13 protein-coding genes are annotated in these 12858 nt (G+C 47.4%); 4 read left to right on the forward strand and 9 right to left on the reverse strand.

Features of this window, described 5'->3' with window-relative positions; genetic code table 11:
* Positions 1 to 196: 196 nt before the first annotated feature.
* From WH46_RS05115 to WH46_RS05140, 6 genes are all read right to left on the reverse strand, one after another.
* A complete protein-coding gene (locus WH46_RS05115) occupies positions 197 to 1444 on the reverse strand; it encodes a DUF445 domain-containing protein (protein ID WP_046225944.1) in 1248 nt (415 codons plus the stop codon).
* 142 nt (positions 1445 to 1586) lie between these two features.
* Positions 1587 to 2960 (reverse strand): sensor histidine kinase, encoded by a 1374-nt coding sequence (locus tag WH46_RS05120; protein ID WP_052714125.1) that lies wholly within the window; start codon positions 2958 to 2960, stop codon positions 1587 to 1589.
* 23 nt (positions 2961 to 2983) lie between these two features.
* Positions 2984 to 3646, reverse strand: coding sequence for a response regulator transcription factor (locus WH46_RS05125; protein WP_046225945.1), 663 nt, complete (start codon positions 3644 to 3646; stop codon positions 2984 to 2986).
* Between the two features lie 40 nt (positions 3647 to 3686).
* Positions 3687 to 4457 carry a lantibiotic immunity ABC transporter MutG family permease subunit gene (locus tag WH46_RS05130; protein WP_052714126.1) on the reverse strand — a complete coding sequence of 257 codons (771 nt, stop codon included), beginning with the start codon at positions 4455 to 4457 and terminating at the stop codon, positions 3687 to 3689.
* Between the two features lies 1 nt (position 4458).
* Positions 4459 to 5211 (reverse strand): lantibiotic immunity ABC transporter MutE/EpiE family permease subunit, encoded by a 753-nt coding sequence (locus tag WH46_RS05135; RefSeq protein WP_046225946.1) that lies wholly within the window; start codon positions 5209 to 5211, stop codon positions 4459 to 4461.
* On the reverse strand, positions 5208 to 5921 hold the full coding sequence (locus WH46_RS05140; RefSeq protein ID WP_046225947.1) for a lantibiotic protection ABC transporter ATP-binding protein: 714 nt from the start codon (positions 5919 to 5921) through the stop codon (positions 5208 to 5210). The genes WH46_RS05135 and WH46_RS05140 overlap by 4 nt, the downstream gene beginning before the upstream one ends.
* A gap of 220 nt (positions 5922 to 6141) precedes the next feature.
* On the opposite strand from WH46_RS05140, the gene WH46_RS05145 reads away from it, so the two are divergent.
* The 3 genes from WH46_RS05145 (at position 6142) to WH46_RS05155 (ending at position 7755) form a co-directional block, all read left to right on the forward strand.
* On the forward strand, positions 6142 to 6651 hold the full coding sequence (locus WH46_RS05145) for an antibiotic biosynthesis monooxygenase family protein (RefSeq protein WP_017813960.1): 510 nt from the start codon (positions 6142 to 6144) through the stop codon (positions 6649 to 6651).
* Positions 6652 to 6938: 287 nt separating this feature from the next.
* Positions 6939 to 7286 carry a TM2 domain-containing protein gene (locus WH46_RS05150; protein ID WP_036630103.1) on the forward strand — a complete coding sequence of 116 codons (348 nt, stop codon included), beginning with the start codon at positions 6939 to 6941 and terminating at the stop codon, positions 7284 to 7286.
* Positions 7287 to 7368: 82 nt separating this feature from the next.
* A complete protein-coding gene (locus tag WH46_RS05155; RefSeq protein WP_231584293.1) occupies positions 7369 to 7755 on the forward strand; it encodes an NINE protein in 387 nt (128 codons plus the stop codon).
* Positions 7756 to 7936: 181 nt separating this feature from the next.
* Here the strand turns inward: WH46_RS05155 and WH46_RS05160 are convergent, their stop codons facing one another.
* The 3 genes from WH46_RS05160 to WH46_RS05170 are packed head-to-tail and all read right to left on the reverse strand — an operon-like array spanning position 7937 to position 12334.
* Positions 7937 to 9721 (reverse strand): ABC transporter ATP-binding protein, encoded by a 1785-nt coding sequence (locus WH46_RS05160; protein ID WP_407944398.1) that lies wholly within the window; start codon positions 9719 to 9721, stop codon positions 7937 to 7939.
* 52 nt (positions 9722 to 9773) lie between these two features.
* On the reverse strand, positions 9774 to 11597 hold the full coding sequence (locus WH46_RS05165) for an ABC transporter ATP-binding protein (protein WP_046225950.1): 1824 nt from the start codon (positions 11595 to 11597) through the stop codon (positions 9774 to 9776).
* 35 nt (positions 11598 to 11632) lie between these two features.
* Complete coding sequence (locus WH46_RS05170; protein WP_017813955.1) at positions 11633 to 12334, reverse strand: FHA domain-containing protein; 702 nt, start codon at positions 12332 to 12334, stop codon at positions 11633 to 11635.
* 228 nt (positions 12335 to 12562) lie between these two features.
* On the opposite strand from WH46_RS05170, the gene WH46_RS05175 reads away from it, so the two are divergent.
* On the forward strand, positions 12563 to 12775 hold the full coding sequence (locus WH46_RS05175) for a hypothetical protein (RefSeq protein ID WP_046225951.1): 213 nt from the start codon (positions 12563 to 12565) through the stop codon (positions 12773 to 12775).
* The last annotated feature ends 83 nt before the right edge of the window (positions 12776 to 12858 follow it).

Consider the following 12858-nt stretch of genomic DNA (forward strand, 5'->3'; position numbering starts at 1 on the left):
GAACCTGTCTGCTTCGGCAATGGCAGGTTTTTCGGCTGCATCCATTAGAGTTTTATTATCCATAAAATAAAAAAAGGCATTCCATCATCGACATGGAATGCCTTTTGCTATGAAGATTTATTGGAAGTACCCATTGCAACCCGATGAGAAATCATTGTTCTGGGCATCCGTGTTCTTTATCAAGTAAAGTCTGTCATTAAGCAACCAGCAGCTGAATTACAGTCAGGATCAGACCAACGATAAATCCGCAGATTGCGCCGTTTACACGAATCCACTGCAGATCATTGCCGACTTTCTCTTCCAGCATATGCACCAGTGTATCATTGTCCATCTGATCCAGATTTTCTTTGACCAGCTGACCAAGACGATAATGGTTGCGTCCGACTAGACCGATAATTCCTTGCAGCAAGCGTTCTTCCCAGGCATTGATTTTCTCCTGGTCCTTGCTCAGGTCACGGATAATCGAGCGGTACATAATGAACAAATGACGTCCACCGCTGTCACGCTCACGCTCCAGCATACCGACGATCATACCGCGCAGTTCTTCCAGACGCTCCATCATGAACACGTTAGCTGCCTCGCCTTCAAGCGTAGCCCGTGTCCAATCCTTGATCCGGTCCCAATTGTTCTCTTCATCCACGACCTGGAATAGCTGTACCCGCACCTCACGCAAAATGGATTCACGGTACTCGCTATCCTCCTGCTGCAGATTAGATACCGTCGACAGCAGAATGTTTTGCAAAATGCCGCCCAGGCTCTCTGCATTCATCATGCCGGCAAACGCCTGGAAAGCAAAACCTTTAAGACCGCCCAGGTTGATATTTTCCAGTTGTTCACTGGCAATTTCACCGAGCTTGTCCCGGCTTGCCGGGCGCAGTGCCCATTCATGCACCTGGGTCAGGATATGATCTAGCGCTTTCTCGTCATAACGTTCGTTCAGCGCATGGGTAAGCACCTTGTTGCCTGCTGCCTGAAGATCGGCTTTTTGGGCATAATCAGCCAGTCCGGAAGCGATAAAACGTGATACCGGCTCTAGCGGAATACGGCTGATCGGCGGAATCACCAGATCGATCAGTTCGCGCCGGATGGTCTTTTTGCCCAGCTGACGCGTAATCGCAGATACCGCGAACGGGAATAATTTGAAATGACGAAGCTTCGCCTCGATACTCTCTTTGTTCAATAACTCATTCTCCATCGCCGAGATCAGCGAGCGGATAATCTTGTCCCGGTTACGTGTTAACAGGGATGTATGCGGAATAGGCAGGCCCAGCGGATGACGGAACAGTGCAGTAACCGCGAACCAGTCCGCAATTCCTCCGACAAGTCCCGCTTCAAAGCCTCCCTGAATAATCTTGACCAGCAGGGTGTCCGGCAAAAACAGTGTGATGATAAATCCAACTGCCATCACCGCCAGTGATATCCCCGCCAAATATCTGGAATTCATAGACTTCCTCCTTCAACGCTTCATCCAGAACATGGATTCAATAGTAATAATATCTTGTGCTCAGGTTTATTCAGTATAGCATACAAAGCACAGCATATCATTTCACTAAAAGGAGAAAACGAAGCCATTTATTTCGTTGCTATCAACCCGTTTTGGCGTGATCCCCATTGAATTCGACCGGCAGGCTCACGGTAACCCTGCCCCCACCAGTGATAAGATCGTTTTGCAGCTGCAGCGTCCCCCGATGCAGCTTGATGACATATTCGGCAAATGTTAATCCCATACCATAATGACCGCTCGTTGTACGGCTCTTATCTCCCCGATAAAATAGCTCAGTGGCTTTCTCCAGCGCTTCTGCAGTAAATCCGGGGCCCCTGTCCGTGATAATAATGGACAACTGCTGGCATTTGCAGTGAATCTCAAGCTCCATGCTGGCTCCCTCGGGCGTATGATCCAGTGCATTGGCTATAATGTTCATCAAGGCTCGATGTAGCAGCTGAGGGTCCAGATAAACGATCGCTTCGGAGCACTCTATTTGCTGTTGGATGCTGATATCCTTGCAGCCTGCATAGGCCCTGGTATTGCTGAGTACTTCTTCAATCCATTCGCTCAGCGGTACCTCTTCTTTACTCAGGGTCAGCCTGCTTTCTGTTTTGGACATCAGAATCAGCATACGTACATGCTGCTCTATTTTCTCTCCTGCACCCAGAATATAATTAGTGTACATCTGCTGCTCTTCATCCTGCTCGGATAAGGAAAGCAGCTCGGCATTCCCTTTAATAATCGTTACTGGAATTTTGATATCATGAGCAAGCGCGGCAATTTGCTCCTGCTTGGTTTTTTCCGTTTTCCACTGGTTCTCCAGCGATTGCTTTAGTGCATCTCTCATTTCGATCAATGATTGAGCGACATCATCAAACTCCTGGATGCCTGATTTCTTTTCTGTAAAGTCCAAATCCTGATTTTGGATATGATTTGTAATCCGGGTTAATGCTTTGAGGCTATTCCTGAAGCGGTTGGCGAATATCGTTGTGATTGTAAAAGAAACAACACTGATCGTCACGATCAGCAGTATGATCCCGGTAAGCTCATAATTCGGCAGATGTGCTCGCAAATAAGGCGAACTAAACTGCGGACGCAAATCGGATTGCAATATACAGTAGTCGTTTTTTCGCTCAATAAGAGTGTATACTTTTTGGCCATAATAGGCTGGAGACTGTCCATTAACGATCTGGCTGGCCAGCTTGATCTCCGTATCATCCATATTACCGTATAGGGGTGCTCGATCTTGCTTGCTCAGCACGACGTATTTGGAGCCTGACGGAAGCATATCTTCATTTATCCATGCGGCAGCCTGAATCACATGCTGTCCCTGCTTGATCAGTTGCTCGTTATAATTGGCGGGCAGTACCCAACCCGCTTTGATAGCAAGAGACGTTGTTGCCAGATAAAGTCCAAAAACGATAAGACAGCTGATCCCAAGCGAAATCAGATATTTAAACAGTTCACGACGCAACGTGGTTTTTCTCTTATGTATAGTTATTGCCACCGGTAACCTACACCCCAAACGGTCGTAATCGGCATAACATCATGCTCTTTGCATTTTTTACGGATAGAACGAATAAATTCCGTAATGGTGGAATATAGCGCATGACCATCCATACCGTACACTTCGTCATAGATTTCTTCTCTGGTAAATACCCGGTTGCGATTGCGAGCCAGATATTCGCATATTTTATATTCATTCTTGGTCAGGTAAAGCTGAGTATCCCCGACCCAAATCTGCTTCATGTCAAAATCAAACGTAAAACCGCCGATCTGCTGTCGAGAGATATTCTTTTCCCGGCGTTCCCGGCGCAAATGGGCACTGACTCTAGCGCTCAATTCCCTTACGCCGAACGGCTTGGCCAGATAGTCGTCTGCTCCAGACATGAGCCCTTCCACAATCGCTTCTTCCTCTGATCGGGCAGTGAGGAAAAGAATAGGGCAATCTACACTGCTGCGAATAGTGCGGCAGAATTCGAAGCCATCCACTTGCGGCATCATCACATCCAGCAGAATCAGATCGTAGCCCTGCACATCCTCTGCTGTCAGCCGATAGGCTTGATTTTCTACACTTACGAGATGCTTATCACGCTGCAAAATGTTACGAATGAGAGCCAGGATATCAAGATCATCATCGATCGCCAATATTTTGAACATGACTGTTCCCCTTTCATTGAATCGAATGCCCCGTTGATGTCTACTCTGTGTGTTTACTCCCCTCCCATTGACGAAACCAGATCAGATGGATAGCCAACATAAGGAGAGTAACCGAAATCATCCATAACCACCCAGTCTGCATATCGTGTTCGAGATAGGCTCTCATCCCGCTGGTCAGTGTTCCCAATTGAAGCAGAGCCATACTATCCATCATCCGTACTCCCCATCCCCATGGGATATAATGCCAGATCAGGTCTCCAACACTGGTAATCATCAGGGCTGCAATAAGCGTACCTGCGCCTCCCAACAAAATGGAGACTCCCATTCCAAATGTAAAACTGACCCATAACTGGATCATGTACAGTATACCACTGCCGATAGACAGATATATCGCTCCCCATACAAAGGTCAGATACGGCACTTGATCCATCTTTAATAGAAAAGAGACTCCAGCACCCAGCAGCATAGCTGCGAGCATAATAGCCAAGCTTCCACACGCCCACACAAACAGCAATTTGCTAAAGTAACCAATTTCTTTGATCCGACTGCGAATGAATAGGTTTTGAAATTCTCCCGCTTGCTCTTCCTGCATGGTTACCATCCCACAAATAATACCCGACAGCAGAGGGAGAACTATTCCCAACATTTCCATATAGCCGGAATACAGGCTAAGGATTGTAGCTTGGCGTCCCTGCATATATAGCAGATAGATAATAGACCATCCCAGGGGAAGACAGATATGAAGCCAAGGATAGGGGGTGCGTTTCACTTTATAATAATCCGCATAAAGGAATCTCCATATGCCAATCATCTCAATGCCTCCCCGTTTGAACAGATAGAGTCTGTGCCTGCCTGGAAAAAGCAGATCCTGTCCCAAGCAGCACAATCAGAAAAAGTACAATTGAAAATAACAAACCTGCAGGTATGACCGCAAAATTCCATAACGGATCACCAGCAGTCAAAGGCACTCCATTCGGGTGTACTCCAATGGCAGGACACATCATACGGATCGGCCAGCTCCACGGACTGAGCCACCACCCGCGTAGTGGAGCAGCATAGATACCCAGTACCAAGCCGGTCATAACGTTGATCAGCAGTGTACCTGTCATTCCCCATCTGCGTGATAACCATAGACAAAATGGAATTTGCCAAAGTGTGCTCACCCATAGCAGCAGTATCGCCAGCAGTGTAGGAGATACTTGAATGAGAGATGGGAAAATGAGCTGCAGTGCGAACAACATGAGTTCAAATACCAGCAGCATCAGCAGCATATAAATGGCAATTATGAATACCTTCCCATACCAAATGCGGGAAAGCGAGACCGGAAGCAAAAAAATCCGGTTATAATTTACAGCCCGCTGTTCTTTTTGATGGGATAATCCGCTTAACAGTGCAACTGTTAAAGGTATAAAGAAAATAGACCACCAATTGAATGTATTGGTCATGGTATAGGTAGGATTCATCAAAAAAGAAACAAGTAAATTGAGCAACGGAACGATTACCACCAATTTGCGTGAAACCGATCGTCTGAACTTGAGGTGCTCTGCGGAAAGGTAGCGAATCACAATGCATCCTCCCTTTGTATATGGCTGGCTTGTACGACGTCCATAAATAACTGTTCAAGATTCTGACCGCGACAGATCGCTCCCTGATATTCCAGTTTGCCTTCACTGATAATGCCTATATGATCTGCAATCAACTCCACTTCGGACAGAATATGACTGGATAAAATGACGGTCATCCCTGTCTGGGGAAAAGAGCGAATAAGTTCACGCATTTTCTGGATACCCATGGGATCAAGTCCATTCGTAGGTTCATCCAGGATCAATAGTTGTGGACGATGAAGAAGAGCAATAGCAATGCCAAGCCGTTGTTTCATTCCCATAGAGAATTGACCGGCTTTTTTGCGACCTGTATTTTTTAAACCCACTATCTCCAGCACTTCATAAATGCGTACATCATTCAGACCAAGTAGAATACTCTGTACTTTCAAATTTTCATAAGCCGTCAGATTGGCATACAACGGCGGTGATTCAATAAGTGCACCAATCCGGGCAAGATCACGTCGACTCCAGGGATGTCCATCGAATAAGATCTCTCCGGAGGTTGGAGCCAACAGACCGGTTAACATTTTCAGAGTCGTTGATTTTCCGGCACCATTCGGACCAAGCAGACCGTACACACTGTTGTGCTCTACGGTTAGGGACACGTCTCTAATAGCTGTTTCTTTTCCAAACTTGCGAGTCAGATTACGGGTAGTCAGAATAGTACTCATTACTATTCATCCTTTATATTGAAATTTCCAAACTATTTATTTTGTGTCTCTGTAAAAAGCAGGATGTGACTGCTCTGATTAGACGTACGGTTAACTTGTATACTTGCCGGGTATGTAGATAACAGACTGCTTAAATTAACTGTACGTTTTGTATATATGCTAAATTAGAATTATCAAGTTTTTATCAGGATTCAGTTATTAATCGTGGAAGGGTGATTGTATGTACATTTATCTAAGCTCACGTAATATTCATGATCAGTTTCCCGAGGCTGCCCATCTGCCGGATGCGGTAGAGATGCATCATAATGGTGAGACCCGCTACGTTATGGAAATTGACGAGATTCTGCCTGTCGATATTCCTTCCGAAAATACATTCCGCTACGAGACACTCGACAGCAGCGGTGTAATCGGCGGCGGTTATGCGGTGCTCAATAATATTCCGGTAACTGCTGATGGTCGTTCTGCCTTTGAAGCCCGTTTTATGAATCGGGCACGCAAAGTAGAAGACGAACCCGGATTTGTCGGCATACGTGTGCTGCGTCCGCTGGATGATGATACGTATGTGATTTTGACATTGTGGGATGCCGAAGAGAATTTTACGGCATGGCAGGAGTCCCAGGCGTACAGCCATGCTCACCGCAAACGGAACACCGAGGAAGGTATTGATGTACAGCAGCCTTCCATTTTCCCGCGACCTTCATTTGTGAAGACCTATGTAATCGAGAATTAATCTACTGCGCGTAAACAGAAAGTTTGTGCTTGACTGCCCTATTATCAAAGACCTCATCCGATTAGCCATTTTGCCGGATTGGGGTCTTTTTTATGTGTGAATTTATCCTGTTTGCCCATTAACATCTATCATTTATTTATTTAAATTTGTATTTTTTTACAATTTTCTTGTAACCCCAGCCGCTTCAAATCGTAGAAGACGGTAGATTATATTCTGTATTGTTGTTAAAATGGCATTGTTATTGGAAGAAGCTATTACATTTAGAAATCGAGGGGTTATGTATGGGAATGAGTTACAACATGCAGCGCAAAAGTCAGTTGGACGCACGTGAACTGATGCTGCTTGAGTCGGAAGTAAAAACGTATGGTAAAAACATGGTCGTTGCTTATGTGCTGTGGTATTTCCTGGGCATTTTTGGAGGTCATCGCTTTTACATGGGCAAGATCGGAACAGCAGTTACACAGTTGATTCTGTCACTGACTGGTGTAGGACTGGTTGTTACAGGCGTATGGTGGGTTGTGGATGCCTTTCTGCTGCACACTTCGGTAAGAGAGCATAATGCTTATGTAGAGAATAATATTATTGATCAGATCCTAATCCAAAAGCCAATCACGCCACCAAGCTACAATTACTGATTCCAATATGCTAACCAGATATGAATTATCTCCACAGGAACTGATGCTGCTCAACTCGGAACTACGGTCCAAAGAGAAATCTTTGGCTCTATCCTACCTGATGCTAATTGGCGGACATCTGGGGGTACACCGTTTTTATCTGAGACGAACGATCAGTGCAATTGTTCAGCTTGTGTTGTTTTTGGTAGCTATGGCTGCCTATTTCGGATTTGCTTTTGCCACAGAATTTAGTGAAGAAGCGAGCTGGTCATTTCTTATTTTGCTGCTGGCGACCGGATTCCCATTGTTTGTCTGGATTGTGGTTGATCTATTCCTTATTCCGCGTATGGTACGCGACTTAAATCAGAAAGCAGAGCAAGATGTGCTTCAGCAGATTGAGTGGCTAAGACAAAATCCTCCATCAGCACGTGCACCTATGGCTGCTCCTGCACCCGCTCCACAGCAGGGATATCAGCCGCCTCAGCTTTAATATTCGATAACAGGACTAGCTGAAACGTACACACATAGAACATACCAAAAAGAACGCTCTGTCGATGACAGGGCGTTCTTGCTATTTGTAGATCGATTCTCTTACGAGTGCAGCAGTCTGTATAAGCCACAATATTTCCATACAAGCTTCCATACAAGCATGAATATTGGATTCCGGTAGATCAGGAAGATACCTTCAGCTGACTGTGGAATAGATCGCTATAGAATCCGCCTTGTTCCAGCAGCTGATCATGAGAACCCTTTTCCATAATCTGTCCGTCACGCAGGACGAGAATCTGGTCGGCTGACCGAATCGTGTTCAGCCGGTGGGCAATCACAAAGCTGGTACGTCCCTGCATCAGCCGCTGCAGTCCTTCCTGGATACGGATCTCGGTCACCGTATCAATACTGCTCGTCGCTTCATCAAGTACCAGAATTGCCGGATCGGACAACATCGCTCTGGCAATCGTGAGCAGCTGGCGCTGACCCTGACTGATCCCACCGCCATCCCGTCCCAGATGATGCTGATATCCATCCGGCAGACGACGGATAAAGCTGTCGGCATTGGCCATTACTGCTGCCTGCTCTACTTCGGCATCTGTAGCCTCCAGCCGTCCATAACGGATATTATCCATAATCGTTCCCTCGAACAAAAATGAGTCCTGCAGCACAAACGCCATATGTTCACGCAGACTGGCACGACGCATCTGCTTGATATCCTGTCCATCTATCGTAATCATGCCTTCATCCGCATCATAAAAGCGCGAGATCAGCTGAATCAGCGTAGTCTTGCCTGCGCCGGTCGGCCCGACGAGTGCAATCATCTCTCCTGGCTCGGCTTTGAACGAGATATGCTGAAGGGTATCCCGTCCTTCTCCTGTATCATAACCAAAGGACACATCGCGGAATTCCACTTCTCCCTTGATTTGCTGGACAGCCTTAGCCTGCTGTTCGTCGGCCTCTTCGACCTCTTCATCCATGATCTCGAATACCCGCTCGGCTCCTGCAATCGCCGACAGTAGCGTATTCCACTGATTCGCCAGATCATTGAGCGGACGTGTAAACTGGCGGGCATATTCTACGAAAATGACAATTACCCCGACAGTAATCGCACCACGGATCGCCAGCAGTCCTCCTGCTCCGGCAATCAGGGCAAAGCTCAGATTATTAAGCCCGTTCATCAGTTTGGGAATAAACCCGGAGATCGTCTGGGCCCAGAATCCGGAGAAGCGTATCCGGTCATTACGTTCGCCGAATTCACCAATCACCCGCTGCTCCTGGGCAAAGGCTTTGATAATTTTCTCTCCCGACAGCGTCTCTTCGATATAACCATTCAGTTCACCCAGATTACGCTGCCGTTCCCGGAACAGTGGACCGGTACGCCGGGTAATCCAGCGCATTCCCAGCGCCATCAGCGGTACGACAATAAAGGTCAACAGCGTCAGCAACGGACTGAGCCACAGCATAACACCGAGCGTACCGATAAGCGTCAGCACGCTGGAGAAAATCTGAATCGCCGAGCTGTTCAGCGTCGAACTGACATTCTCGATATCATTGGTCACCCGGCTCATCAACTCGCCCTGCTGTCTCTGTCCGAAAAAAGGGATCGGCAGACGATGCAAATGCGAGAACAGATCGGCACGCATACGGTAGACCGTCTCTTGGGCAATCTCGATCATCCAGACATTTTGCAGCCAGGAAGTGACCGAGTTCAGAATATATACTGCACCCAGTGCAGCGAGAAACCAGATCCAGCGTCTGCCGGCATCCTGTTCCAGAAAATCATCAATGGCGATTCCGACCAGATACGGTCCCAGCAGTGTCAGTGCAGAGGTCAACAGCACCATGAACAGAACAAGAAACAGCTTAAAGCGGCGCTGGGAGAGATATTTCCATATCCGTCCCAGTGTACCTTTCCAGTCTTTGGCACGTCGCTTCTTGCCTGCTGCCGGTGTTCCCTGAGGAATATCTCCCGGTTCTTCGGCCGCTACAGCCGGAGGTCTTGCAACACGAAAAGGATCAGTGAATGATTTCCACACGGCCAAGCTCCTCCTCTCCAAACTGGGATGCATATATTTTCCGGTACAGCTCCGACTGCTGAAGCAGCTCATCATGATTGCCCTGGGCGATCAGTTGTCCATCGCTGAGCAGCAGTACTTTGTCTGCCCGGATCGTCGAGCTGATCTTTTGGGTAATCAGAATCGTGGTACAGGACAACGTGCCGAGGCTCTCCAGCAGCAGTGATTCTGTGTGCACATCCAGCGCACTCGTGCTGTCATCCAGCAGCAGAATCTGTGGACGCCGCACCAGTGCTCGCGCAATAGAGAGACGCTGCTTCTGTCCGCCAGACAGATTGACTCCACGCTGGCCGAGCAAGGTATCATATCCATTCGGCAGCTGGGTAATCGTATCGTGAATCTGGGCCATCCGTGCAGCTTCTGCAATCTCTTCCATTGTGGCATGTTCATTGCCCCAGGCGATATTGTCACGAATAGTGCCGCTGAACAGTACGACTTCCTGCGGCACATAGCCAATGATACCTCGCAGCTGTTCTTCACTCATTTTGCGAATATCTTGTTCCTGCAAATAAATATGCCCGCTGTTCACTTCGTACAGCCGTAAGATCAGCTGGACTAATGACGATTTGCCCGAACCGGTCGCTCCCATAATCGCAGTCATCCGGCCTACACGTGCTGTAAAGGAAATATCCGTCAGAATCGGCGTATCGACACCGGGATATTGAAAATAGACACGCTCAAATGCAATGCCGCGCTGGTCTTTGCGTAATGAAGAAGGATCTACCCTGGATTCGGTTAATCCTCTATTTTCAAAAATAGGGTCATCGTTACGCACTGCCGACCCTACCTCCTGATCAGATGATAGACGACTGCTCACTTCTTCTTCGGAAGCATTCATCACTTCGTCCATCCGTTCAGCCGAAGCTCTCGCTCTGGAAAAGGAAGCCACGATCATCGAGAATGCCGATAAGGCACCCATGGTACGCATGGAGTAGTTGATAATCGCTACTACTTCACCCACTGAAGCGCTTCCACTCATAATGTCACGATGTCCAAACCACAGTACTGCAATAATACTGGCATTCATAATAAACAGGATAAACGGCATCGTCGTCTCGGTCAGACGCAGCGCAGCGACCGTATCCGTCATTAACTCACCGCTATGCTGCTCAAAACGTTTACGCTCATGATGGCGGCGAACGAATACACGAATCAGCCGCATCCCGGTCAGATTTTCCTGCATCACATTATTGACCTTATCCAGACGCCGCTGTACCAGCTGGAATCGCGCAGCAGCCCGTTTCATGACCGCGATAACGAACAATAACAGCACTGGAATACCCACGACCAGCAGCAGACCCAGCTTCACATTAACGATCAGCGCCATAATACTGCTGCCCACCACCAGCAGCGGCATCCGCAGCATAAAGCGCAGACCCATAAACAGCATGTCCTGCAAAATGGTCACATCATTGGTCAACCTTGTAATTAACGATGAAGAAGAAAAGCGGCTGAACAGGGCATACGAGAAAGACTGTACTTTGGTATACAGCGCTTCCCGCAGATCATAGCCCAGCCCCTGGCTTGCATAGGAAGCATAGAACGAACTGAATATGCCGGCGACAAAAGCAATAACTGTACCCCCGACCAGAATTCCTCCCCACAGCAGCACTGTCGAAGCATCCTGACGGCTCACTCCATCATCTATAATTTTGGAGATGAGAAAGGGCTGCAGCAGTTCCAGCGCCAGCTCGATAAACATCATGAGCAGCGCCAGCACAGCGGCAACCCGGTACTTTTTGAGAAAGGCAAACATAAGCGACATGTGCATCCCCCTTGTGACAAATCTACCTTACAGCATCAGGACGGAGATACGATGTCGATCTCTTCATTCTGGGACTGTTTCTTCATATATACCCCTTTTTTGTACACTGACTTGATCATAAAGTGATTTCCCAGCTTTTTATTCGTACGGTAAATCAGTGAATTGACCTCATCCACGCCGACCAGCTCGGCATCTTCTACACAACGCTCCGGCCAGACCTCACGTACAATCTGTTCACGGGTTACAAAGTGGTCGAGGCAGTTATACAGCATTTTGAACAGCTGGTATTCCTTTTTGGACAGTGTAATACTGTCGCCACCGACTTGAATATTTTGCAAATAATCATTTAACCGCACTTCGTTTTCCAACAGATCACTGATCCGGTATTCACGGGTCTCTTCAAAATCCACACCCCGTTCCAGACGCAGGCCGACCAATCCGTTTACCAGAGTCAGCTGGTCATTCTCGCTCACCGGATATTTCTGGTAAGGCTGCAGACGCTGACCATTCAGCTCGGTACCGTTCTTGCTGCCCAGGTCCTCGACGTATACGGTATTATGCTGGCGGGTAATCCGGCAGTGCTGTTTGGAGACCAGCTGATTATATAGCGGCAGATCGAGTTGGATCGTTCCGGTATGTCTGCCGATCATTGTTTCTTTTTGACTTTCTACATAAACAAACGAACCATGGCCTTCCTGGCCGGCCGTGTCGACAATCAATTTAATCATGTCCGGCATGTTAATCTCTCACTTTCGGGAATTTTGCCAAAGCTGTAATTCTGCATGTTTCCGCAGAGGCAGTGACAATTTCATCAGATTCATTTCATTGTTTGCTTGCCGTGTGGCTTTTATAGTATATAGCAGAGAGACTGCACCACAATCAATATCCCAACCATCGACCAACATTCTTTTCATTCATTATACTATACAATTTGTGGAATATATTTCAAAGTGGAGACTGTTAATATGAAACCGAGACAAATACTTATCTATGGATTGCTTTCTTTTCTGATCGCGAGCAGCATGGCGCTGTATGTATATCTCGATCACCGAATCCTACCTCAAAGCAGCACAGATGGCGGAATACAGCAGCTGCGCATTCAGAATCTGGATGATCTGCAGCAGTTGATGCTCGACAAATCCGATAACTCCCGGACATCTACAATCCGTCCCCTCTAAGTATTGAATCTATATGCAGCTTGCCAGCAATCGCAATATCACCGTACAGTTTCGCTTGGAAAGGACAGCCATACCCTCATCCT

Source organism: Paenibacillus dauci (assembly GCF_000971985.1).
GTDB classification, from domain to species: Bacteria; Bacillota; Bacilli; order Paenibacillales; family Paenibacillaceae; genus Saccharibacillus; species Saccharibacillus dauci.

Bases quoted from the DNA above. Each gene is read 5' to 3' on its own strand.
- WH46_RS05130 (WP_052714126.1), bottom strand. From the start codon at position 4,457: ATGATTGGCATATGGAGATTCCTTTATGCGGATTATTATAAAGTGAAA.
- WH46_RS05115 (WP_046225944.1), bottom strand. From the start codon at position 1,444: ATGAATTCCAGATATTTGGCGGGGATATCACTGGCGGTGATGGCAGTT.
- WH46_RS05170 (WP_017813955.1), bottom strand. From the start codon at position 12,334: ATGCCGGACATGATTAAATTGATTGTCGACACGGCCGGCCAGGAAGGC.
- WH46_RS05150 (WP_036630103.1), top strand. From the start codon at position 6,939: ATGAGTTACAACATGCAGCGCAAAAGTCAGTTGGACGCACGTGAACTG.
- WH46_RS05175 (WP_046225951.1), top strand. From the start codon at position 12,563: ATGAAACCGAGACAAATACTTATCTATGGATTGCTTTCTTTTCTGATC.
- WH46_RS05145 (WP_017813960.1), top strand. From the start codon at position 6,142: ATGTACATTTATCTAAGCTCACGTAATATTCATGATCAGTTTCCCGAG.
- WH46_RS05140 (WP_046225947.1), bottom strand. From the start codon at position 5,921: ATGAGTACTATTCTGACTACCCGTAATCTGACTCGCAAGTTTGGAAAA.
- WH46_RS05125 (WP_046225945.1), bottom strand. From the start codon at position 3,646: ATGTTCAAAATATTGGCGATCGATGATGATCTTGATATCCTGGCTCTC.
- WH46_RS05165 (WP_046225950.1), bottom strand. From the start codon at position 11,597: ATGTCGCTTATGTTTGCCTTTCTCAAAAAGTACCGGGTTGCCGCTGTG.